16 protein-coding genes and 1 pseudogene are annotated in these 23,839 nt (G+C 75.4%); 14 read left to right on the plus strand and 3 right to left on the minus strand.

The window, feature by feature from the left end:
• Window positions 1-307 precede the first annotated feature (307 nt).
• The 13 genes and pseudogenes from ACSNOG_RS18895 to ACSNOG_RS18955 all read left to right on the plus strand — a co-directional run bounded on the left by ACSNOG_RS18895 (window position 308) and on the right by ACSNOG_RS18955 (window position 18,267).
• Window positions 308-1,567, plus strand: a complete 1,260-nt coding sequence (locus tag ACSNOG_RS18895) for an ATP-grasp domain-containing protein (RefSeq protein ID WP_436753827.1) — start codon at window positions 308-310, stop codon at window positions 1,565-1,567.
• Window positions 1,564-2,553 carry a Rossmann-like domain-containing protein gene (locus tag ACSNOG_RS18900; protein ID WP_436753828.1) on the plus strand — a complete coding sequence of 330 codons (990 nt, stop codon included), beginning with the start codon at window positions 1,564-1,566 and terminating at the stop codon, window positions 2,551-2,553. The genes ACSNOG_RS18895 and ACSNOG_RS18900 overlap by 4 nt, the downstream gene beginning before the upstream one ends.
• A pseudogene (locus ACSNOG_RS18905) lies at window positions 2,550-3,662 on the plus strand (PLP-dependent cysteine synthase family protein); the annotation flags it as partial. The gene ACSNOG_RS18900 and the pseudogene ACSNOG_RS18905, both read left to right, overlap by 4 nt.
• 827 nt (window positions 3,663-4,489) lie before the next feature.
• Complete coding sequence (locus ACSNOG_RS18910; RefSeq protein ID WP_436753847.1) at window positions 4,490-5,575, plus strand: dipeptide epimerase; 1,086 nt, start codon at window positions 4,490-4,492, stop codon at window positions 5,573-5,575.
• On the plus strand, window positions 5,572-6,822 hold the full coding sequence (locus tag ACSNOG_RS18915; protein WP_436753829.1) for an MFS transporter: 1,251 nt from the start codon (window positions 5,572-5,574) through the stop codon (window positions 6,820-6,822). Before ACSNOG_RS18910 ends, ACSNOG_RS18915 begins: the two co-directional genes overlap by 4 nt.
• Before the next feature lie 11 nt (window positions 6,823-6,833).
• The gene (locus tag ACSNOG_RS18920) at window positions 6,834-7,616 is read left to right on the plus strand and encodes a class I SAM-dependent DNA methyltransferase (RefSeq protein ID WP_436753830.1); all 783 of its coding nucleotides are present in this window, start codon (window positions 6,834-6,836) and stop codon (window positions 7,614-7,616) included.
• Between the two features lie 647 nt (window positions 7,617-8,263).
• Window positions 8,264-9,835, plus strand: a complete 1,572-nt coding sequence (locus tag ACSNOG_RS18925) for an ABC transporter substrate-binding protein (RefSeq protein WP_436753831.1) — start codon at window positions 8,264-8,266, stop codon at window positions 9,833-9,835.
• Complete coding sequence (locus ACSNOG_RS18930; protein ID WP_436753832.1) at window positions 9,832-10,776, plus strand: ABC transporter permease; 945 nt, start codon at window positions 9,832-9,834, stop codon at window positions 10,774-10,776. Before ACSNOG_RS18925 ends, ACSNOG_RS18930 begins: the two co-directional genes overlap by 4 nt.
• Window positions 10,773-11,612: an ABC transporter permease subunit gene (locus ACSNOG_RS18935; protein WP_436753833.1), complete on the plus strand. Its 840-nt coding sequence runs from the start codon at window positions 10,773-10,775 to the stop codon at window positions 11,610-11,612. Before ACSNOG_RS18930 ends, ACSNOG_RS18935 begins: the two co-directional genes overlap by 4 nt.
• A complete protein-coding gene (locus tag ACSNOG_RS18940; protein WP_436753834.1) occupies window positions 11,609-13,132 on the plus strand; it encodes an ABC transporter ATP-binding protein in 1,524 nt (507 codons plus the stop codon). Before ACSNOG_RS18935 ends, ACSNOG_RS18940 begins: the two co-directional genes overlap by 4 nt.
• Before the next feature lie 10 nt (window positions 13,133-13,142).
• Window positions 13,143-15,554, plus strand: coding sequence for an ABC transporter (locus ACSNOG_RS18945; protein ID WP_436753835.1), 2,412 nt, complete (start codon window positions 13,143-13,145; stop codon window positions 15,552-15,554).
• 71 nt (window positions 15,555-15,625) lie between these two features.
• On the plus strand, window positions 15,626-16,786 hold the full coding sequence (locus tag ACSNOG_RS18950; protein WP_436753836.1) for an FAD-dependent monooxygenase: 1,161 nt from the start codon (window positions 15,626-15,628) through the stop codon (window positions 16,784-16,786).
• 611 nt (window positions 16,787-17,397) lie between these two features.
• Complete coding sequence (locus tag ACSNOG_RS18955; RefSeq protein WP_436753837.1) at window positions 17,398-18,267, plus strand: Fpg/Nei family DNA glycosylase; 870 nt, start codon at window positions 17,398-17,400, stop codon at window positions 18,265-18,267.
• Window positions 18,268-18,276: 9 nt separating this feature from the next.
• Here ACSNOG_RS18955 and ACSNOG_RS18960 read toward each other — a convergent pair whose 3' ends face one another.
• Window positions 18,277-19,719 (minus strand): amino acid permease, encoded by a 1,443-nt coding sequence (locus ACSNOG_RS18960; RefSeq protein WP_436753838.1) that lies wholly within the window; start codon window positions 19,717-19,719, stop codon window positions 18,277-18,279.
• A gap of 99 nt (window positions 19,720-19,818) precedes the next feature.
• Window positions 19,819-22,155: a GH92 family glycosyl hydrolase gene (locus tag ACSNOG_RS18965; protein ID WP_436753839.1), complete on the minus strand. Its 2,337-nt coding sequence runs from the start codon at window positions 22,153-22,155 to the stop codon at window positions 19,819-19,821.
• A gap of 360 nt (window positions 22,156-22,515) precedes the next feature.
• On the opposite strand from ACSNOG_RS18965, the gene ACSNOG_RS18970 reads away from it, so the two are divergent.
• The gene (locus ACSNOG_RS18970; RefSeq protein WP_436753840.1) at window positions 22,516-23,181 is read left to right on the plus strand and encodes a (2Fe-2S)-binding protein; all 666 of its coding nucleotides are present in this window, start codon (window positions 22,516-22,518) and stop codon (window positions 23,179-23,181) included.
• Here ACSNOG_RS18970 and ACSNOG_RS18975 read toward each other — a convergent pair.
• Window positions 23,112-23,807, minus strand: coding sequence for a PAS domain-containing protein (locus tag ACSNOG_RS18975; protein WP_436753841.1), 696 nt, complete (start codon window positions 23,805-23,807; stop codon window positions 23,112-23,114). The two genes, ACSNOG_RS18970 and ACSNOG_RS18975, sit on opposite strands and share 70 nt — an antisense overlap.
• Between the last annotated feature and the right edge of the window lie 32 nt (window positions 23,808-23,839).

Consider the following 23,839-nt stretch of genomic DNA (forward strand, 5'->3'; position numbering starts at 1 on the left):
GAGCAGCGTGGCGGGGTCGTTGGTGTCGGCCTGGACGACGTTGCGGGCGGAGCGGACAGGGCGGCGCATGGATCTCGCAATCGGGGGGCGTACGGAGTGCGCTGTGACTGACGGTTCAGCAGATGACAATGACAACCATTATCGATAACGTGTGCGGGGTCAAGACGGGCCGGGCGGCCCCGAGGGCTTCCCCCGGCATGCCCGGACACGCCGCCGGACCCCCGCCGGGTCCACCCCCGGCCGCCTGCCGGGCACATCCCCCGGCCCCCGCCGGGGACCGCCGACGCACCACGTACGAGGGAGAGTTGTGGGACACCTGCTGATGGTCGAGAGCTGGGTCGGATCGATGAGCAGACTGCTGCCACGGGCGATCCGCGAAGCCGGCCACGAATTCACCTTCCTCACCCGCGACCTCCACCACTACCTGCGCTCCGCGCCCGAGGGCACCGCCCACCCGCTGCTCTCCGCCCGCAACGTCGTCCAGGCCGACACCAACGACCCCGCCACGCTGCTCCCGCACGTCGAGCAGCTGCACGCCGCCCTGCGCTTCGACGGCGTCGTGACCTCCTGCGACTACTACCTCCCCACCACGGCCCGCATCGCCCGCCGCCTCGGCCTGCCCGGCCCGCCCGTGCGGGCCGTCACCGACGCCTGCCGCAAGGACGCCACCCGCCGCGCCCTCGACCGCGCCGGGCTGCCCGGCCCGCGCTTCGCCGTCTGCCCCGACTGGACCGCCACCGCCGAAGCGGCCCGCGACCTCGGCTACCCGCTCGTCCTCAAGCCCGTCGACCTGTGCGCCGGCATGTACGTGCGCAGGGTCGACGACGAGGCCGGCCTGGCCGCCGCCCACCGCGCCCTCGCGGACTTCCCCGTGAACGCGCGCGGTCAGCTCCGCGCCCCCGTCGTCCTCCTCGAAGAGCTGCTCGACGGGCCCGAAGTCAGCGTCGAGACCGTGTCCTTCGGCGGTACGGCGCACGTCGTCGGCGTCACCGACAAGAGCGTCGGCGGCGCACCGGCGTTCGTCGAGACGGGCCACATGTTCCCCGCCGCGCTGGAGCGGGCGCAGGCCGAGGAGGCCGCCGCCACCGCGCTGCGCGCCCTCGACGCCCTCGGCCTCGACGACGTCGTCGCCCACACCGAGATCAAGCTCACCCCGGACGGGCCCCGCGTCATCGAGGTCAACCCCCGCCCCGCGGGCAACCGCATCACCGAACTCGTCCGGCACGTCACCGGCATCGACCTCGCCGCCGCCTGCGTGGACGTCGCCCTCGGGTGCGAGCCCGACCTGACCACCCGTACGACGGGCATCCGCAGCGCGGCCGTCGCCTTCCTCGTCCCGGAGACCGCCGGCACGCTGCAGCACATCGACGGGGCGGACGGCCTCGCCGCATCGCCCGGCGTGCTCGAAGCCTCCTTCGCCGGGCCCGGCACCGCCGTCAGGGCGAGCGGCAGCAACAACGACTACCTCGGGCACGTCATGGCCGCCGACCCCGCCGGCCACGGCGCACGACGCCGCGCCGAGGACCTCCTGGCCGGCCTCGCCCCCAAGGTGGTGGCGGCGCCGTGAACGTCCTCGCCCCGCCCCTGGCCCTCTCCTGCCCCGACCTCGAACAGCGCGTCCTGGCGGGCGCGTACGGGCCCGACCCCCGCACCGTCCGCGCAGCCGTCGCCTTCACCACTGCCCAAGCCGTACGCCACGAGGGCCGCCGCGGCGGATACCGCAACGAGGTGCTCAGCCTGCGCGTCGGCGCGGCCGTCGGCTCCTGCGCCGTCGAACCCGGCACCCTGCCCGCCCACGCGGTCGAGGAGTGCGCCGGCACCGACGTCGCCACGCTCCTCGACCACCCCCTGCGCGCCGTACGGGTGGCGGCCCTGGACGCCTACCTGATGCACACCACCCCGCACACCCCCGCCCACGGCGCCCGGCCCTGGGCCCTGCCCGCGGGCGACTCGCTGCGCAAGTCCCGCGCCCGGGCGCGCGCCGTCGTCAGCCTGCTCGACGCCCGCCCCGGGCAGCGCGTCCTCGTCGTCGGCGTCGTCAACTCCCTGCTGGAGGCGCTGCGCGAGCGCGGCCTGGCGTACGTGCCCTGCGACCTCAAGGGCGGCCTCACCGAATGGGACGAGCCCGTGCGCCCCGACGCACACGCGGAGCTCGGCGACTGCGATGCCCTGCTCGTCTCCGGGATGACCCTCGGCAACGGCACCTTCGAGCCCCTGCGCGAGCACGCCCGGCGCCACGGCAAGCAGCTCGTGGCCTTCGCACAGACCGGAAGCGCGATCCTGCCGCGGCTGATCGGCGCCGGGGTGAGCGCGGTGTGCGCCGAGCCGTACCCCTTCTTCTGGCTCGACGGCGGCCCCGGCGTCGTCCACCGCTACGGCGGCCGGGCCGGGCTGGAGGGCGCCGGCGGGCCGGCCGGCCTCCGGGGCACCGGCAGCCCGGTTGCCGTCGAGGGTTCGGGCGGCCCGGTCGGTCCCCACGGCTCCGGCGGCCCGGACGGATTCCAGGACCCCGGCGGCCCGGCCGCCCCTCACCGCTGCGGAGGCCCGCGATGAGCCCCCTCCTGCAAGGCGCCGCCCTGCAAGCCGCTGCCCTGCGAGACGCCGCCCCGCAGGCCGCGCCCCGTGCCAACCGCGGGCTCCTCGCCCTCCTCGGCCGCACCCCGCTCGCCCGCATCGACGCCGCCCTGCCCGGCCCGCACCCCGGGTTCTGGGCCAAGCTCGAAGGGCTCGGCGCCGGCGGCATGAAGGCCCGCGCCGCCGTCTCCATGCTCACGGCCGCCGAGGAACGCGGCGAACTCCTGCCCGGCGCGCCCGTCGTCGAGTCCACCTCCGGCACGCTCGGCATCGGCCTCGCCTTCGCGGGCCAGGCCCTCGGCCACCCCGTCGTCCTCGTCGGCGACGCCGAACTCGAACCCTCCATGCGACGGCTCCTGCGCGCCCACGGCGCCCGGCTCGACATCGTCGACCGCCCCGCCGCCGAGGGCGGCTGGCAGGCCGCCCGCCTGACCAGGCTGCGGCAGCTCCTCGCCGCGCACCCCGGCGCGTACTGGCCCGACCAGTACAACAACCCCGACAACGTGGCCGGATACGCCTCCCTCGCCGCCGAACTGGCCTCCGGCCTGGACCACCTGGACATCCTCGTGTGCAGCGTCGGCACCGGCGGGCACAGCGCCGGCATCGCCGGGCCCCTGCGCCGCCGCTTCCCCGGACTGCGGGTCGTCGGCGTCGACGCGACCGGCTCGGCCATCTTCGGCCAGCCCGCCCGGCCCCGCCTCATGCGCGGCCTCGGCAGCAGCATCCACCCGCGCAACGTCGCCTACGACGCCTTCGACGAGGTCCACTGGGTCGGTCCCGCCGAGGCCGCGGACGCCTGCCGGCGGCTGGCCCGCGAGGCGTTCGTCAGCGGCGGCTGGTCCACGGGCGCGGTCGCCCTCGTCTCGGCCTGGGCCGCCCGCGTCCACCCCGGTGCCGTCGTCGCCACCGTCTTCCCCGACGGCCCCCACCGCTACCTCGGCACCCTCTACGACGACGACTTCACCGCGTCCCACGGCCTCGACCTCACCGCGGCCGCGCGCCGCCCCCTGGAAATCCCCCACCCGCGCGCCGCGGAAGCGACGGGCTGGACCCGCTGCACGACGGTGGTGGACCCGCTGGGCCCCGGGCGGGACGGTGCCGGCACCGGGCACGCGCCCGGCGGCCGCGCGGCCCCGTCCGCGGCCGCCCGCCCCGGCGAACCCGCCGCGGCTCCGGCCGCCGGGACCACCGGTGAAGCCGGCGCGGCGGGGCCGGGCGAACGGACCGTCGAGAGGGCGGAGAGCGGGGGCGGCGACCGTACTCGGGGCGGCCCCTCGGGGCACCCGGCCGCCGCCGCGCCTGACACCGGCGAGGCGGAAGCGGAGCGTCCATCTGGCGCTGGTGTGCCGGGGGTCGGCGAGGTGGAAGCCCGGGAGTCCGTCGCCGGTGGTGCCGGGGGGAGGTTTCCGGGGCGTCCATCTGGCGCTGGTGTGCCGGGGGTCGGCGAGGTGGAAGCCCGGGAGTCCGTCGCCGGTGGTGCCGGGGGGAGGCCCCCGGGGCGTCCATCCGGCGCCGGTGTCCCCGGCACCGGCGAGGCGGAAGCCCGAGAGTGCGAGGCCCGCGGTGCCGGGCCCGGCGGGGCCGGCGTCGGTAGCGGTGATCCAATCCCCTTCGGCAGTAACGGTGTTGGCGGCTCGTCAGCCGTCGACGGGCCGGGAGCCGGGGTAGCCCCGGACGGCGGTGACGGGGCAACGCCCCTGGCACGGCCCGGCGGTGGGGCGATTGCTCACCGCGGCGCGGGCGCGGGGCGGCCCGGTTGCGACGTCGTGCCCGGCGCCGGAGGAACCGCCGCTGCCGGCACGGCACCGGCTGCTGCCGCGAACCGCCATGACGTTTCCGGCGGCCGCCCGGCGCGGAGCCGGACGGCCGCCCGTTCTCACCGTCGCACCACCGGAGGCAACCCGTGAAGACGACCCTGCGTACCACCCTGCGCACCGCCCGGCTCCGGCTCGCCGAACCCCTGCGGATCTCCCGGGGCGTCATGGACGCCCGCGACGCCGTCTGGCTGTCCGTCGAGCACGGCGGAGTCCGCGGCTTCGGCGAAGCCGTGGCCAGCGCCTACTACGGGCTGGACGCCGGCGCCATCCGCCGGCTGATGTGCCACGCCGCCGTCGGCCTCGGCAGGTTCGCGACGCCGGAGAGCGCGCTGGAAGCCGTACGGGAAGAGGCGCTGCTGCCCCGCGACACCCCGCCCGCCGTGACCGCCGCCGTCGAGGCCGCCCTGCTCGACCTCGTGGGCAAGCGCGCCGGCCTGCCCGTGCACCGGCTCCTGGAGGGCGGTGGCAGCGGCGGCGGCACGGCCGCACCCGCCGCCGACACCGCCCGCACCATCGGCATCACCTCCCCCGTACGGGCCGCCCTCACCGCCCGCTGCCTCGCCGACGCCGGATTCACCGTCCTCAAGGTCAAGGGCGGATCGCCCGACCCCGCCGACGACATCGAGCGCGTACGCGCCGTACGGCAAGCCGCCCCGCACGCCCGGCTGCTCCTCGACCCCAACGGCGCCTGGACCCCCGCCCGCGCCCGGAAACTGCTGCCGCGCTTCGCCGAGCTCGGCGTCGAAGCCGTCGAACAGCCCACCCTCCCCGGTGACCCCGAAGGCCTCGCCCGGCTCGCCGAGACGTCACCCCTGCCCGTCATCGCCGACGAGGACGCGGCGGGCCTCGACGACGCGCGCCGCCTCGCCGGCCGTGTCCAGGGCGTCAACGTCAAGCTCGCCAAGTGCGGCGGCGTCCACGCCGCCCTGCGGATCGCCGACGCCCTGGCCGGCAGCGGCACCGGCCTCATGCTCGGCTGCCTGACCGCCAGTTCGCTCGGCATCGCCCCCGCCGTCCACCTCGCCGACCGGGCCCGCTGGACCGACCTCGACGGCCATCTGCTGCTCGCCCACGACCCGTGGACCGGCATCGGCGGCGAGGACGGCACCGTACGCGCCCCGGCCGCCCCCGGCCTCGGCGTCCGCGCCACCGCACCACGCGCACAAGGAGACCCCGCACCGTGAAGACCTGGCACGAGATACGCGGGTTCCCGCTCGCCATCCGCCTCCTGCTCGTCAACCAGCTCGGCGTCAACACCGGCTTCTACCTGCTCGTCCCCTACCTCGCCACCCACCTCGGCCAGGATCTCGGCATGTCCGCCGCCGTCGTCGGCATCGTCCTCGGCGTCCGCAACCTCAGCCAGCAGGGCCTCTTCCTCATCGGCGGCTCGGCCGCCGACCGGCTCGGCGCGCGCGGCGTGATCATCACCGGGTGCGCGCTGCGGACCGCGGGCTTCGCCCTGTTCGCCCTCGGCGACGGCCTCGCCGTCCTGCTCGCCGCGTCCGCGCTCAGCGGCCTCGCGGGCGCACTCTTCAACCCCGCCGTGCGGGCGTACCTCGCCGAGGAGGCGGGGGAGCGGAAGGCGGAGGCCTTCGCGCTGTTCAACGTCTTCGCGACCACCGGCGCGCTCATCGGCCCGCTGCTCGGCAGCGCGCTGCTCCTCGTCGGCTTCCGGGCCTCCGCGCTCACCGCCGCCGCGATCTTCGCCCTGCTCACCGTCGCCCAAGCGCTCGTCCTGCCCGCCCGGCCGGCCGCGCCCGGCCGCGGCGGAGTGCTCGCCGACTGGCGCGAAGTCCTCGCCAACCGGGCCTTCCTGGCATTCTCCCTCGCCATGGTCGGCATGTTCACCATGGAGAACCAGCTCTACCTCCTCCTGCCCGACGGAGCCCGCCGCGCCACCGGCTGGGACGGCGTCGCCGGACTCGTCTTCCTCGCCGGAACCCTCGCCAACCTGGGCCTGCAACTACGCATCACCCGGGCCCTGAAGGACCGCGGCAGCCGCGGCGGCCGCGGCGGCAGGGGCAGCCGGGGCGCGTGGGTCGCGGCCGGGCTCGCCCTGATGGGCCTCTCGTTCCTGCCCCCGATGGCGGCGGCAGGCGCCGAAGGGAACGTCCTCGGGCTGCTGCCCGTCCTCGGCGGGGCGCTGCTGCTCCACCTCGGCGTCATGGTCGCCCAGCCGTTCGTCATGGAGATGATCCCCGGCTTCGGGCGGCGGCCCGGACTGACCGGCACCTACTTCGGCATCTTCTACGCCGTCTCCGGCATCGCCGCCGCCCTCGGCAACGCGCTGGTCGGCTGGGCCATGGACGCCGGCGGGCGCGACGGGACGCAGTGGCTGCCCTGGGCGTGCTGCGCGGCGCTCGGCCTCGCCTCCGCGAGCGGAGTGGCCTGGCTGCACCGGCTCCGGGCGCTCCCGGTGGCGACGGTCTGAAGGAGCGAGCAATGAACCACCGGAACCTGCTGACCGATCACCCCGAACTCTACGAAGCGCGCTTCCCCGACCCCGGACGGCTCGCCGCCCGCTGGGCGGAAGCCACCCTCACCGCCCACGGCGCCGGGCCGCGCGTCCTCGACCTCGGCTGCGGCACGGGGCGGGACGCGGCGTGGCTCCACGCAGCGGGGCGCGACGTCACCGGCGCCGACCTCTCCGACGCCATGCTCGCCCACGCGCGGGCCCGGCACGCCGGCCCCGCCTACGTCCGCGCGGATCTGCGCGGATTCGACCTCGGCGAAAGCGCCTTCGACGCGGTCGTCTGCCTGGACAGCGCGCTGCTCTACTGCCACACCAACGAGGAACTGGACGGCCTGCTCGCCTCCTGCCGGCGGGCGCTGCGGCCGGGAGGGCTGCTCGTCGCCGAGATGCGCAACGGGGCGTTCTTCCTGGGGCGCACGGAGCTCCTGGACGCCCCGGCGTCCGGGGAGTTCACCTGGCAGGGACGGACGTACGCGCACGTGACGACGCTGCACGTCGACCGTGCGGCGCAGTTGCTGCGGCGGCGCCGCGTCTGGACGACGGACGGCTCGCCGCCGCTCGAACAGCGATCGGCGTGGCGCCTGCTGTTCCCCCAGGAGCTCCGCCACGTCCTTGCTGCGCACGGCTTCGAAACCGTTGCTCTCCACGACGGCCCGGGCCCCCGGACCGTCCCTCCCTGGGAGGCAGACGCGGCCCCACCCTCGACCACGGCTGACGGCGACCGCCTCCACTTGATCGCCCGCCGCGCCTAGCCCTGCCGGCGCCACCGGCCCCCCACGGTTCGGCACCGCCGGGCTCCCGGAGGGTGGTTGCTCACCGCGGCGGCGGAACCAGGGGCCGGAGCCCGCCCCCTCGCAGCCCCTGCGTCCCTGGAGTCCGAGGTGCCGGGCACCTCATTCCCGCCGCCGCGGCGGGCAACCACGACGGTGTAGCCCGGCGGTGCCGAACCGGCCCGGTCGCCCGGGCGGTTCGAGGTGCCGGGCGCCTCAGTGTCCGGTGGGGTCCGGCGGTGCCGGACCGGGCCGGTCGTCCAGGCGCTTCGAGGTGCCGGGCACCTCATGTCCGCCGCCGCGGCGGGCAACCACGACGGTGTGGTCCGGCGGTGCCGAACCGGGCCGGTTGCCTGGGCGCTCGCTCGAGGTGCCGGGTGCCTTGATTTGCCACCCCGCAGCGCGGCGCCGCGGTGCCGAACCGGCCCGGTCGCCCGGGTGGTTCGGGGTGCGGGCGCCTCGCATTCGCCACCCGCAGCGCGACCCCGCGGTGCCGGACCGGGCCGGTCGCCCCGGCTGTCCGAGGTGCCCGGCGCCTCGTATCCGTCACCCGCAGCGCGGCCCCGCAGTGCCGTACCCCCCCCGGCCCGTGGTCTTCGACCCTTCTCATCCCTCTAGGAGGAAACCCCATGCACGACAACCCTTACCCCGGCCTCCGCCGGCGCGGGTTCATCGCCGCCACCGCAGGGCTCGCCGCCGGCATCGGCCTCGCCGGGTGCGCCACCGGCACCCGCGCAGGCACCGGCACCGGCGCCGGCAACGGCACCCCCCGCAAGGGCGGCCGGCTGCGGGCCGCGTTCGCGGGGGGCGGCGCCGCCGAGTCGCTCGATCCGCATCTGGGGAACCTGTTCGCCGACGCGGCGCGAGCCAAGGCGCTGTTCGACAAGCTCGCCGACTACGGGCCCGACCTGAGCGCAAGGCCCCGCCTGGCCGAGCGGTGGGAGGCGAGCGACGGGCTCGACCGGTGGTCGGTCACGCTCAGGGACGCCGTGTTCCACGACGGCAGGCCCGTCACCGCCGAGGACGTCCTCTACAGTTACCGCCGGATCGCCGATCCGAAGAAGCCCTTCCGGGCCAGGGCGTCCCTGGAACCGATCGACCTCGGAGCCAGCCGGGCCACGGGGCCCCGTACCGTCGAGTTCCGCCTGAAGCGCCCGACGGCGGAATTCCCGAACGTGCTGGCCGCGTTCGGCGCGTACGTCGTGCCGAAGGGCACCGAGCGCTTCGACGAGCCGATCGGGTCGGGCCCCTTCCGCCACGTGTCGTTCGCGCCGGGCCGGTCCGCCCTCCTCCGCCGCAACGACGCTTACTGGGACGGCGCCCCGCACCTGGACGAGCTGGAGTTCGTCGTGGCGAACGAGGAGTCGGCGCGCGTGAACGCCCTGCTCGGCGGCCAGGTCGACTACGCGCACGAGCTCGCCCCGGCCACGGCCCGCGCCCACGAGGGCAAGGGCCGCGTCGAGATCGTGCGGCTGCGCAACAGCGCGATGCAGGGGTTCGCGATGAAGACGGACCGGGCCCCGTTCGACGATCCGCGCGTGCGGGAGGCGTTCTTCCTCATCGCCGACCGCGACGAGCTCGTCAAGGGCGCCCTGTCGGGCGCGGGCGAGACCGGCAACGACCTGTTCGGCAAGGGCTGCGCCCACTACGCCGCGAACCTGCCGCAGCGCCACCAGGACCTCGACCGGGCCCGCCGCCTGCTGAAGGAGGCCGGGGCCGAGGACCTGAAGGTCACCCTGGACACGTCTCCGGTCGCCGCGGGCTTCACGGAGGCCGCCGGCATCTTCCGCGACCAGGCCGCGAAGGCGGGCGTCACCGTCGAGGTGCGGGTCGGCAACAAGGACAGCTACTGGAAGGACATCCTCGACCACGGTACGTTCGCCGGCTACCGCTCCGGCGCGATGCCCATCGAGTCCCACATCTCCCAGCGGCTGCTCAGCGACTCCACCACCAACGCCACGCACTGGCGCCGCAAGGACTTCGACGAGCTCTACCGGCGCCTGCAGTCGACCAGGGACGACCGGGAGCGCGCGGGGCTCTACGAGCGGATGCAGCGCGTCCTGCACAGCGAGGGCGGCTTCCTGGTGTGGGGCTTCGCCGACTGGATCGTCGGCACGTCGCGCCGCGTGCGCGGCGTGGCCCGCGACGCCCCGGCCAACACCCTGGACTGGGCCCGCTTCGACAAGGTGTGGCTGGCGTGAGCCGCTGGATCGCCCGCCGGGTCCTGCTCGGCGCCGCGCAGACCGCCGCGGTCGTCCTGCTGGTCTTCGCGCTCACCGAGGCGCTGCCGGGCGACGCGGCCGTGGCCCTGGCGGGCGACGATCCCGACCCGGCGCGCATCGCCGCGATCCGCGAGGCCCTGCACCTGGACCGGCCCGCGCACGAGCGGCTGGGGGAGTGGGCCGCGGGCCTGCTCCACGGCGACCTGGGGGTGTCGCTCGCCTCGGGGCGCCCGGTGGCGGCGGCGCTGGCCGAGGGGTCCGGCCCCACGCTGCTGCTGGCCGCGCTCACCCTCGCCCTCCTGGTCCCGGCGGGCGTGGGCCTCGGCGTGCTGGCCGCCCGCCGGGAGGGCGGCCCGGTCGACCGGCTGGTGTCCTCGGTGACGCTCGCGGTGTACGCGGTACCCGAGTTCGCCTTCGGCGTGCTGCTGGTGACCGTGCTCGCCCTGCGCCTGGGCTGGCTGCCCCCGACCGCGGTCGGCTACGGCACCGATCTGCTCGCCCACCCCGAAGCGCTCGTCCTGCCCGTCCTGGTGCTGCTGTCACGCCCGGTGTGCTCGATCAGCCGGCTGGTGCGGGCCGGCATGGTCGAGGCGCTGGCATCCCCGTACGTGGCGCAGGCCCGCCGCTACGGCCTGTCCGGCGCCCGCGTCCGCTACGCGCACGCCCTGCCGAACGCGATCGCCCCCGCGGCCCAGCAGCTGGCCCGTACCGTCGACTGGCTGCTGTGCGGGGTGATCGTCGTCGAGGCGCTGTTCGTGATCCCCGGCCTGGGCACCGTCCTGATGGACGCGGTGGCCGCCCGCGACGTCCCCGTGGTGCAGGGCCTGGCCGCGGTCTTCGGGCTGGTCGCCGTCGTCCTCAACCTGGCCGCGGACGTGGTCGCCCACCGCTTCGCGCCGCGCGCGGAGGTGGCGGCATGAGGACCGATGACACGGGTGGCCGCGGCAACGGCAGGAGAGCCGGCCGTTTCGTGCTCGGCGCGGCCGTCGCCGGGCTGCCGCTGCTCCTGGCCCTCCTCGGCCCGTGGTGCGCGGGGGAGGCGGGCCCCCGCGGCACGTCGTTCACCCCCGGCGAAGGGCACTGGCTCGGCATGGACTTCGCCGGGCGGGACGTGTGGCGCCAGGTCCTCCTCGGCGGCCGGTCCGCCGTCCTGGTGACCCTCGCCGCCACCGCCCTGGCCTACGCGGTGGCCGTGCCGCTCGGCCTCGCCGCCGCGCTCACGCGCCGGGCCTGGCTGGAGGACGTGCTGCTGCGCCCCCTGGACGTCCTGCTGGCCGTGCCTTCCCTCCTCCTCGTCCTGCTGGTGGCCTCGGTCCACCCGCCCGGCCCCGCCGGGCTCGCACTGCTGGCGGCCCTCGTCACCATCCCCGACGTGGCGCGGATCGTGCGGGCGCGGGCCGCCGAGGCGGCGTCCCGGCCCGCCGTGGAGGCCCTGCGCATGCAGGGCGAGTCGTGGTGGCGGATCGCCGTCGGGTACGTGGGGCGTTCGACGGCCGGGACGCTCGCCGCCGACGCGGGCGTCCGGCTGACCGGGGTGCTCTACCTCGTGGCCACGGCCGCCTTCCTCGGCGTGGGCGCCGCGCCCGACGCTCCCGACTGGGCCGTGATGGTGGACCGCAACCGCACCGGCCTGTTCGTCCAGCCGTGGGCCGTCGTCGTACCCGCCCTGCTGGTCGTGGCCCTGTCCGTCGGCACGAACCTGCTGTTCGACGTGGCGCGCACGACGCCCGCGCGCAAGGAAGGAAGGCAACCGTGAACGGTGCGGAGAACGCCGTGGCCGAGGTCCGCGGGCTGCGCGTGGTGGTGCCCGGCGGGCGGGCGATCGTCGACGGCGTGAGCCTGACCGCCCGGGCCGGGCGCGTCACCGCCCTCGTCGGCGCGTCCGGCAGCGGAAAGACGACCACGGGCCTCGCGCTGCTGGGCGAGTACCCGCCGGGCGCGTACGTGACGGGCGAGGTGCGCGGGGCGGCGGGGCTCACCGGCTACGTCCCGCAGCACCCCGCGTCCGCTCTCAACCCGGCGCGCAAGGTGAGCGCCCTCCTGTACGACATCGCCCGCCGCCACGTGCGCGAACTGCCCCGCGGAGCCCGGCGCGAGGCGGCAGGCGCGCGCGTCCGCGACGCCTTGCGGGCCGCGCAGCTGCCCGACCCGGACGAGGTGCTCGCCCGCTACCCGCACCAGCTGTCGGGCGGGCAGCAGCAGCGCGTCGTCCTCGCCCAGGCACTGCTGCTCGGCGCCCGCGTCGTGGTGGCCGACGAGCCGACGACCGGCCAGGACCCGCGGACGAAGGAACGCGTGGCCGCACAGCTGGCGGCCGTGGCCCGCCGGGGCGTCGCCGTGATCCTCCTCAGCCACGACCTGGACGTGGTCCGCGCCCTCGCGGACGAGGTGCTCGTGATGCGCGACGGAAAGGTGGTGGACCGGGGCACGCCGGGGCAGATCTGGTCGGAGACAGAAACAGAAACAGAAACAGAAACAGAAACAGAAACAGAAACGGAGACGGAGGCGGAGGCGGCAAGCGTGGGCGCAGGGGCGTCCGGCGGGCACGGGCCTGCCGTCCTCGAAGCCCGCTCCCTGACCGCCCGCCACCCCGGCGCTCCCGCGGTCCTGCGCGACGTCTCCTTCACGGTCCGCCCCGGCGAGTGCGTCGCGGTCGTCGGGCCGTCCGGCAGCGGCAAGACCACCCTGGGCCGCTGCCTCGCCGGGCTGCACCCCGCCCACGACGGCGTGGTCACCCTCGACGGGGTCGCCCTGCCGCGCAGCCTGCGCCGGCGCGGCAGGGACGAGCTGGCGGCGGTGCAGTACGTCTTCCAGGACGCGCGCGCCGCCTTCGACGAACACCGCCCCGTACTCGGCCAGGTCGCCCGTACGGCCGTCCGGTTGCGCGGCCTCGGCCGGGCGGAGGCCGAGGAGGAGGCCCGGGAGCTGCTCGGCCGCACGGGTCTCGGCGCGGACCACGCCCGGCGGCGCCCCGGCGAACTCTCCGGCGGCGAGCTCCAGCGGGCGGCCCTGGCCCGGGCCCTGCTGGCCCGGCCCCGGGTCCTGATCTGCGACGAGGTCACGTCCGGGCTGGACGCGGACACCCGGCGGGGGATCCTCGGCCTGCTCACGGCACTGGCGCGCGAGCCCGGCGGCCCGGGCGTGGTGCTCATCACCCATGACGCGGCGACGGCCGCCGCGGCGGGGCGGACCGTCGTGGTGGAGGCGGGGCGGGTGCACGAGCGGGCTGCGTCCCCGTCGGCCGGGGCACCGGGCCGGGACGGACCCGGCCCATAGAATCGCGCGCATGCACGACCCCTACGTCCGCGTCCGCGGTGCCCGCGAGCACAACCTCAAGGTCGTCGACGCCGACATCCCCCGCGACTCCCTCGTGGTCTTCGCCGGCGTCTCCGGCTCCGGCAAGAGCAGCCTCGCCTTCGGCACCGTCTACGCCGAGGCCCAGCGGCGCTACTTCGAGTCCGTCGCCCCGTACGCCCGCAGGCTGATCCACCAGGTCGGCGCGCCCAAGGTCGAGGAGATCACCGGGCTTCCGCCCGCCGTCGCGCTGGAGCAGCGCCGCTCCGCCCCCACCTCGCGCTCGTCCGTCGGCACGGTCACCACCCTGTCGAACTCCCTGCGCATGCTGTTCTCCCGCGCCGGCGACTACCCCGAAGGCGCTGAGCGGCTCGACTCCGACGCCTTCTCGCCCAACACCGCCGCGGGCGCCTGCCCGGAGTGCCACGGCCTCGGCCGCGTGCACCGGGTGACCGAGGAGTCGCTCGTCCCCGACCCCTCCCTGTCGATCCGGGAGGGCGCCATCGCCGCCTGGCCCGGCGCGTGGCAAGGAAAAAACCTCCGGGACATCCTCGACGCGCTCGGGCACGACGTCGACCGGCCCTGGCGCGAGCTCCCGCAGAAGGACCGCGACTGGATCCTGTTCACCGACGAGCAGCCGGTCGTCACCGTCCACCCCGTCCGCGACGCCGAGCGCATCCAGCGCCCCTACCAGGGCACCTACATGAGCGCCCGCCGCTACGTCCTGCACACCGTCGCCGACTCCAAGAGCGCCGCGCTGCGCGCCCGCGCCGAGCGGCACCTGGTCAGCGCCGCCTGCCCGGTCTGCCACGGCAGGAGGCTGCGCCCCGAGGCCCTGGCCGTCACCTTCGCCGGGCAGGACATCGCCGCGCTCGCCGCCCTGCCGCTGTCCGCGCTCGCCGCGACGCTCCGGCCCGCCGCCGCGGGCGACGGCGTCGCCGCGACCCTCGCGCAGGACCTCGTCGCCCGCATCGAGGTCCTCACCGAGCTCGGCCTCGGCTACCTCGCCACGGACCGGCCCACCCCCACCCTCTCCTCCGGCGAACTGCAGCGGCTGCGGCTCGCCACCCAGCTGCGCTCGGGCCTCTTCGGCGTCGTGTACGTGCTGGACGAGCCCTCCGCGGGCCTGCATCCCGCCGACAGCGCCGCCCTGCTGACCGTCCTCGACCGGCTCAAGGCCGCGGGCAACTCCCTGTTCGTCGTGGAGCACCAGATGGACGTCGTGCGCCGCGCCGACTGGATCGTGGAGGTCGGCCCGGGAGCCGGCGAGCACGGCGGGCGGATCCTCTACAGCGGACCCGTGGCGGGCCTCGCCGACGTGGCGGAATCCGCGACCCGCCGCTTCGTCTTCCCCGAAGGGGCCCCCGCGCCCCGCACGCCCCGCGAGCCCACCGGCGCGCTGCGCCTGCGCGGCGTCACCCGCCACAATCTGCGCGGGCTCGACGCCGAGTTCCCCCTCGGCGTCTTCACCACCGTCACGGGCGTCTCCGGCTCCGGCAAGTCCACGCTCGTCGGGCAGGTGCTCGCCGGCACCGTCGCCGCCCACCTGGAAGGCCGCGCCGCCGAAGGGCACGGCAGCGGGTTCACGGCCGAGGGCCTGGCCGCCGTCGACCGCCTGGTGCGCGTCGACCAGAAGCCCATCGGCCGCACCCCGCGCTCCAACCTCGCCACGTACACGGGCCTGTTCGACGCCGTGCGCAAGGTCTTCGCCGCGACGGACGGCGCCCGCGAACGCGGCTACACCGCGAGCCGGTTCTCCTTCAACGTCACCGCCGGGCGCTGCGACACCTGCCAGGGCGAGGGCTTCATCGCCGTCGAACTGCTCTTCCTGCCCGGCTCGTACGCCCCCTGCGCCGCGTGCGGGGGAGCGCGCTACAACCCCGAGACCCTGGACATCACCTACCGCGGCGCCCACATCGCCGAAGTCCTCGGCATGACCGTCGACGCCGCCGCGGACTTCCTCACCGACGTGCCCGCCGCCCGGCGCGGCCTGCGCACCCTCCAGGACGTCGGCCTGGGCTACCTGCGCCTCGGGCAGCCCGCCACCGAGCTCTCCGGCGGCGAGGCCCAGCGCATCAAGCTCGCCACCGAACTCCAGCGCACCCACCGCGGGCACACCCTCTACGTCCTCGACGAGCCGACCACCGGACTGCACCCCGCCGACACCGAACTGCTCATGCGCCGGCTGCACGACCTGGTCGACGCCGGCAACACCGTCATCGTGGTCGAACACGACATGACGGTGGCGGCGGGCGCGGACCACGTCCTCGACCTCGGGCCCGGCGGCGGCGCGGAGGGCGGCCGCGTGGTGGCGGCCGGGACGCCACGGGAAGTGGCCCGGGCCGCCGCAAGCGTGACGGGGCGCTACCTGAAGGAGGCCCTGGGCGGGGGCGACGCCGACTGACCCCCGCGCCCGGAGCGCACGCGCCGACGCACTCTGGACGCACCGCCCCCCTCCCCGGCTACGCTCGGACCATGACCCACGCCCTGGTCATCGGCGGCGGCATCGCCGGGCCCGTCACCGCGATGGCGCTGCGGCGCGCCGGCATCGAAGCGACCGTCCACGAAGCCCATCCGACCGGCGCGGACCACCTCGGGGCGTTCCTCGTCCTCTTCGCCAACGGCCTGGCGGCACTGCGCGCCGTCGGCGCCGACGAGCCCGTGCTCGCCTGCTCCTTCCCCGCCGACACCGTCGAGTTCCTCGGCCCCGGCGGGGACCGGCTCGGCGCCCGGCCCCTGACCGGTGCCGGGGACGACGGGCTGAGCCCGCGCACCCTGCAGCGCGCCGCGCTCTACCGGGCCCTGCGCGACGAAGCCGTCCGCCGGGGCGTGCGCGTCGCGTACGGCAAGCGGCTCGTGGACGCCACGTCCGGCCCCGGCGGCGTCGTGGCGCACTTTGCGGACGGCACCCGCGCCGAGGGCGACGTCCTCATCGGCGCCGACGGCATCCACTCCCGCACCCGCACCCTCCTCGACCCCGCGGCGCCCCCGCCCCGGCACACCGGGCAGCTCACGGTCTGCGGCCGCACGCGCGTGGCCGGGCACGGCGTCGTCCCGGAGCGCACCTACCGGATGGTCTACGGGCAGCGCGCCTTCTTCGGCTGCACGAGCGCGCCGGACGGCACCACGTACTGGTTCGCCAACATTCCCGCGCCCGAACAGCCGCGGTCGGTGCTGGCCGCGATCACGCCCGGCGGCTGGCGGCAGCGCGTCCTGGACGCGTTCGCCGGCGACCGCACCCCCGTGAGCGACCTCGTCGCCGCCACCGGCGACGCCGTCGTCGGCGTGAACGCCTACGACATCCCCACCCTCCCCGTCTGGCACGGCGACCGCGCCGTCCTCGTCGGCGACGCCGTCCACGCCACCGCGCCCAACGCCGCCCAGGGAGCCTCGATGGCCATCGAGGACAGCGTCACCCTCGCCCGCTGCCTGCGCGACCTGCCGGACCCGCGGCGGGCCTTCGCCGCGTACGAACGCCTGCGGCGCGAGCGCGTGGAGCGCGTGGTGGCCCTCAGCGCCGCCATGGCGGGCCGCATCGCCACCCCACCGGAACGACCACGCACGCCCGCACCGCCCGACGGCGCCGACGACTGGCTGACGTCCTACCGCGTCGACTGGCACACCCCCGCCGACTGACCGACGCCCCGGCCGGAGCCTTTCTCCGCCACGACGGCGCACTGCCGCGCCGGCGCATTCCGGCGGTGCCGTGCCTGCCTCGGCAGGCAGGGGGTGCGCCGATCGACGCATCGCCGTTGCCACGAGCGACGACCGAGGCGTTCCCGGCACCGCCGGACCGCGCCGTATGGGCTGCTCGCCGTTGCGGCGGGGGGTCTGCTGTGCGCGGCTTCTGTTCCTAGCCGGGTGACGGCCGAGGGGCTCCCGGCACCGCCGGGGTGCGCCGTACGGGCTGATCGCCGTCCCGGCGGAGGATCTGCTGTGCAGCGGTTTCCGTTGCTGCCCGGTGATGGCCGAGGCGTTCCCGGTACCGTCGGAGTGCGCTGTATGGGCTGTTCGCCGTTGCGGCGGAGGATCTGCTGTGCAGCGGCTTCCGTTGCTGCCCGGGCGACGACCGAGGCGTTCCCGGCACCGCCGGACCGCGCCGTATCGGCTGATCGCCGCCGTGGCGGAGGGAGGTGCCGGGCCCCGGCCCGGTCGACCGGCCGTTCGAGCCCGGGGCCGGGCGCCTTGGTGGGCGGCCCCATCGTGCCCCCGCTTGCCCGGGCGCGGGGCTGCGGGAGACTGGGGGTATGCCGGAGTTGCCGGAGGTGGAGGCGCTGGCCGGGTTTTTGGGCGGGTGTCTCGTCGGGCGTACGGTCGAGCGCGTGCTGCCCGTGGCCGTGAGCGTGCTCAAGACCTATGATCCGCCGCTGACCGCCCTGGAAGGGCGCGAGGTCAGCGGCGTGCGCCGGTACGGCAAGTTCCTCGACCTCGCCACTGCCGGCGCCGACGGACCGCACCTCGTCCTCCACCTGGCCCGCGCCGGCTGGCTGCGCTGGCAGGAGGCCCTGCCGGAGGCACCCCCGCGCCCCGGCAAGGGGCCGCTCGCGCTGCGCGTGCGACTGACGGACGGCAGCGGGTTCGACGTCACCGAGGCGGGCACGCAGAAGCGGCTCGCGGCCTACTGCGTGCGCGACGCCGGCGAGGTGCCGGGCGTCGCCCGGCTCGGCCCCGACCCCCTCGCCCCGGACTTCACCGCCGACGCCTTCGCGGGCCTGCTGCGCGACGAGCGGCGGCAGATCAAGGGCGTCCTGCGTGACCAGAGCGTCGTCGCGGGCATCGGCAACGCCTACTCGGACGAGATCCTGCACGCGGCCCGCATGTCCCCGTTCAAGCTCGCCGCGAGCCTGACGGAGGACGAGACGGCCGCCTTGTACGGGGCCTTGCGCACGGTGCTGCAGGAGGCGGTGGAGCGGGCGCGCGGGCACGCCGCGGCCGAGCTGAAGGCGGAGAAGAAGAGCGGCCTGCGGGTGCACGGCCGCACCGGGCAGCCGTGCCCCGTGTGCGGCGACACCGTCCGCGAGGTGTCCTTCAGCGACTCCTCGCTGCAGTACTGCCCCACGTGCCAGACGGGCGGCAAGCCGCTGGCCGACCGCAGGCTGTCCCGCCTGCTGAAGTGAGCCGGGCGCTCAGTCCCGCGGGATGCCCCGGGCGTCGGCGTGGGCGAGCTCCGAGTGCTTGTAGGAGTACGCGAAGTACACCACCAGCCCCACCGCGAACCATACGGCGAACCGCAGCCACGTCTGCCACGCCAGGTAGGTGATCAGCCAGATCGACGCGGCGACCCCGATCCCGGGCACCACCGGCACCCACGGGCAGCGGAACGAGCGCGGCAGCTCCGGCCGCTTGTAGCGCAGCACGATCACGGCCGTGCACACCACCGCGAAGGCCAGCAGGATGCCGATGTTCGTGAGCTCCGCGGCCTCCCCGATGGGCACCAGGCCCGCGATGGCCGCCGACGCCACGCCCACGATCCAGGTCACGCGCGTGGGCACGTGCCGGGTCGGGTGCGTCTTGGCGAACCACTTCGGCAGCAGCCCGTCGCGGCTCATCGCGAACCACACGCGGGTCACGCCGAGCATGAAGGTGAACATGACGGTGAGGATGCCGATGATCGCGCCGACCGCGATGACGTCCGCGATGCCGCCGAGCCCGACGGACTTGAAGGCGGTGGAGAAGCCGCTGGCCTTGTCGATGTCCTTGTAGTTCTGCATGCCGGTCAGCACCAGGCAGGCCAGCACGTACAGCACCATCGAGACCGCCAGCGAGTACAGGATCGCCTTCGGCATGTGGCGCTGGGCGTCCTTGGACTCCTCGGCGGCCGTCGACATCGCGTCGTAGCCGAAGACCGCGAAGAAGACCGTGGCCGCGCCGGTGAAGGCCCCGCTGACCCCGAAGGGGAAGAAGGGCGTGTAGTTGCTGCTCTTGACGTGGAAGAAGCCCACGACGACCACCAGCAGCACGACGAGGATCTTCAGGCCGACGACCACGGTCTCGAACCGGGCCGCGTTCTTGATGCCCAGGGTCAGCAGCCAGGCGATCAGCAGGCACAGCACCGCCGCGAAGAGGTCGACCCGGTGCCCCGCGCCCGTCCCCGGCGCGCCCAGCATCCAGGCGGGCAGCTCGGCGTTCATCTCCCCGAGGAGGAAGTTGATGTACCCGGAGATGCCGATGGCGACCACCGCGACGATCGCCGTGTACTCCAGCAGCAGGTCCCAGCCGATGAACCAGCCGCCGATCTCGCCGAGCACCGCGTAGCCGTAGGTGTAGGCGGAGCCGGCCCGCGGGATCAGGCCCGCGAACTCGGCGTACGAGAAGGCCGCGGCCGCGCTCGCGACGCCCGCGATGAGGAAGGAGACGAGCACGGCCGGGCCGGCGACGCCGTTGGCGATGGTGCCCGCGAGGCTGAAGATGCCCGCGCCGATGATGCCGCCGACGCCGATCGCCGTGAGCTGCCACAGGCCCAGGGTCCGGGTCAGGTGCTCGCCGTGCGCCTCGGTCTCCTCCGCCTCCTCGATCGTCTCGATCGGTTTGCGGCGCAGCACGCCATGTCCCGTCCGGAGCCCGGCCATGTCATGTCCTCTCGTCGGCGCTGACGGCGGATCATCGCGGTCATCATGGCCCGGCGGGGGCGGTGACGGAAGGCGCCGCCCCGCGCCGGCGGGCCGGGTTCAGCCGATGGCGGGCGCCACCGCCCGGGGGTGGGTGCCCCAGCCGGAGGGGGACGCGCCGACGGTGAAGTCCAGCTTCCCGCCCCCGGTGATCTGCCGCGACGTCAGGTACGTGCGCTCGTACCGGTCGCCGTCGAAGCGCACCGACTGCACGTAGCGCTGTCGCTCGGAGGTGCCCGGGGCGGTCACGGTGAACCGCTCCCCGCCGAGGTCCAGGTCCACCCGGTCGAACACCGGGGTGCTGAGCCCCCACACGTCCGCGCCCGGCTGGACGGGGAAGACGCCGATGGCGGAGAGCACCATCCACGCCGACATGGTGCCGAGGTCGTCGTTGCCGGTCATCCCGGTCGGCGCGTCGGTGAAGAGGGTGAGCGCGGCGTGCACGACGTCCGTCGTCTTCCAGGGTTGGCCGGTCGACAGGTACGTGTACGGGGCGATGAGGTCGGGCTCGTTCTGCGGGTTGTACTTGTCGGCGTTGTAGTAGTCGTACGGGCCGTGGACCCACACCTCGCGGGCGGTGCGCGCGGGGTCCTTCAGCAGCCGGTCGTAGGCGAAGAAGGAGTCGAGGCGGGTGTTGGCGGCCGCCTTGCCGCCGATCAGGTCGATCATCCCCGGCAGGTCCTGCGGCACCAGCCACTGGTACTGCCAGGCGGTGCCCTCGTGGAAGCAGACGCTCTTCGCCGGGTCGGCGGGGCCCATGAACGCGCCGTCGGCGCCGCGGGCCCGGAAGAAGCCCGTGGCGGGGTCGTAGACGTTGCGGTAGTTCCGGGAGCGGGCCGCGTAGCGCTCGGCGTCGGCGTGGTGGCCCAGGGAGCGGGCCATCTTCGCGAGCATCCCGTCGGCCAGCGCGTACTCCAGCGTGGCCGAACCGCCCTGGTGGACGTCGGAGTCGCCCGGCTTCTCCTTGGGCCGGCCGGGCACGCAGGGCACGTAACCGTCGCGGATGTAGCGGTCGTTGCCGTCACGGCCCACGTACGGGGAGTCCTTGGGCGGCACGCCGTCGGCGTTCCTCTTCAGAGCCCGGTAGGCCTCCTCCTCGTGGCCCTTGAGCAGCCCGTGCTGGTAGGCGTTGGTGAGGAAGGGGGTGACCGGGTCACCGGTCATGATGTTCGTCTCGACCGTGCCGTAGCCCCACTTGGGCAGCCAGCCGCCGTCCGCCTCGACCTGCAGCACCGACAGCGCCATGTCCCGCGACTCGTCCGGCGCGAGCAGCGCGAGCAGCTGCGCCTGGGTGCGGTAGGTGTCCCACAGCGACCAGTTCTGGTAGTAGGTGAAGCCGCGGGCGCGGTGGGCCCTTCCGTCCCAGCCGGTGTAGCGGCCGTCGGCGTCGCTGCCGATGGTGGGGGCGAGGAAGGCGCGGTACAGCGAGGAGTAGAAGGTGCGGCGCAGCGCCGCCGGGCCGCCCTGCACGCGGACGTCGTCCAGGCGCCGCTCCCACGCCTCGCGCGCGGCCCGGGCCGCGCGGTCGAAGCCGTCGTCCTCCGCGCGCAGGTTGCCCGCGGCGCCGTCGGCGTCGACGTAGCTGATGGCGGTGGTGGCCTCCACCGTGCGGTCGCCGGTGGTGTCGAAGCGCACCCAGGCGCCGTTGCGGCCGGTGGAGGTGGAGCTGCGGGTGCCTTCGGAGACCTGGTCGCCGTTCCAGGTGCCGAACGCGGTGAAGGGCCGGTCGAAGCGGGTGATCGTGTACACCGTGTACGGGCGGGTGTCCTGGCAGAAGCCGCGGCCGGTGATGCGCGAGCGGACGGTGCGGGAGTCGAGGACCTCGACGGTGGTGGAGACGGTGCGGTGCAGCGACTGCCCGGTGTTCAGCAGCACGTTGGCCTTGCCGGTGGCCGGGAAGGTGTAGCGCTGGTGGCCGGTGCGGCGGCCCGCGGTCAGCTCGGCGGTGATGCCGCCGTACGAGGACAGCCCCACCCGGTAGTAGCCGGGGCGGGAGCTCTCGTCGCGGTGGCTGAAGGCGGCGGCGTAGCGGGCGTTGTCGGTGCGCGTGACGTCGCCCGTGGTGGGCAGCACGGGAAGGTCACCGCCGAGGCGGCAGCCCACGCCGGACAGGTGCACGGTGCTGAAGCCGCGGATGTGGTCGTGCTTGTAGTCGTAGCCCGTGCTGTGGCCGGTGTCGGGGGAGAGCTGCACCATGCCGAACGGCACGGCGGCTCCGGGGAAGGTGTTGCCCTCGTTCTGGGTGCCGATGAACGTGTTGACCAGGCCGGTCAGGCCGTCCGCCGGGGCGGCCGGCGCGGCCGGCTGCGGGGCCGTGAGCGAGAGCCCGCCCAGTACCGCCGCGAGAGCGAGTGCGGTCGCGCCGGTGCGCGAGCGCAGGTGTCCGGTCCATCTCATCGTCCACGCCCCTCGGGTGACGCCACGTAGGATGCCGACATCGTTGTCAGCGCCGAGGCTAGCGAGTGCATGACGTGCTGTCATGATGCCCCGCGCGCCAGACGGGGCGATCCCCGCCTCCGGCGGAACGCGTGGACCCCGCGGCACCCGAGGGGCCGCGAGGAACCCGGGGAACCCCGGTACCGTGGCCCTCCTGGCCGTGCCCCGTGTACGGTGGGCGGCGCTTTCAGCCGACCGAACGGAACCGCTTCCCCCATGCGCCTGACCGGACCCGCATCCGTAGGACCGTTCTTCGCCCTACGGACCGAAGCGGCGCCCGGGGCGCCCGGACCGGCGCTCGCAGGACCGGCCGACCAGCGCGTGCATGAGGAGTATCAGGAGTACCGGGAGTACCTGCCGCTCGGTGAGGAGGCCGTGCGCGCCCGGGTGGAGACCGTCGCCGGGCGCCTGGGCACCAAGGACCGGCGCGTGGCCGCGTCCATCGCCTACCAGGGCATCGCCGGGCGGCTGCTGTCCGTCGCCCTGGGCTCGGCCGTGCTCGCCGGCGAGGTGCCCGACCTCGGCCACGGCCTGCGCTGGCACCCGGCCCGTACGGCGCCGGACGACCTGTGGCTGCCCGGCCCCGCGGCCCTGCCCGCCGCCGCCGGCGGCCCCGCCGCGGTGATCCGCGCGCACGTCCTGCACGGACCGCTGACGGAGCTGCACGCCCTCACGCGCGCGGTCGTCCCCGTCTCCGGGCGCCTGCTGTGGGGGAACGCCGCGTCGTCGCTCGTGGGCTCCCTGCGCGTGCTGCACGCCTGGTGCCACGACCGGGGCCGTCCGCAGGACGCGACCCGCGCCCTGGACCTGGCCCGCGCCGTGTTCGACGACCCGCTCCTGCACGGCACCGGCACCCTCGCCGCGGGCGCCGCACCGGGCTCCGCGCCGTCCTTCGTGCGCAACAGCTGCTGTCTGTACTACCGGGTGGTGCCCGGCGGGCTGTGCGGCGACTGCGTGCTGCGGCACGCGCCGCCGCGGGTGCGCTGAGGGGAGGGCGCGGGCGGCCACTCCCGCGTCGAGAGCACGCCGAGGACGTAGGCCTTGGCCACCAGTGCCGTGCGGTTGGGCACGCGCCAGCGGCGGGTGAGCCGGGTCAGGTGGTAGTTGACGCCGTCGACGGTCAGCCCGACGGCCTTGCCGATGGCCGCGGTCGTCGCCCCCGCGGCGGCCAGCGCCAGGATGTGCCCCTCCACCACGCTCACCTCGGCGGCCGGTTCCGCCTGGCGCGGGATCGCGTCGCCCGCCCGCACCCGCAGCACCGCCAGCAGCATCGGGCTCGGGGGGAAACCGTCCCCGACGGGGTCCACGAGCAGCTCCCCCTCCCGTTCGACGCCTCCCGCGCCCGCCAGCCAGCGCACCTCGATCGGGTGGCGGGGCCGGCGGCCGAGCCGCAGCGCCTCGATGTGCCGGTCGAGCCGGCCCGGCAGCCGCGGCCGGAACATCTCGTGCAGGTTCCGCCCGCGCAGGCGGACCGGGGAGGTGCCCCACTCGGCGGCCATGGCGGGGTTCGCGACCGTGACCTCGCCGTCCGGCCGGCAGACCGCGATGGGCGTCGGGATGCGGTCGAGGAGCAGCAGGAAATGATTGCGCCAACTGATGTATTCGTCGCTCACCACGGTGTTCCCGGCCCCTCGCTCGTCCCGTG

It is taken from the genome of Streptomyces sp. URMC 124 (assembly GCF_051386455.1).
GTDB lineage: Bacteria > Actinomycetota > Actinomycetes > Streptomycetales > Streptomycetaceae > Streptomyces.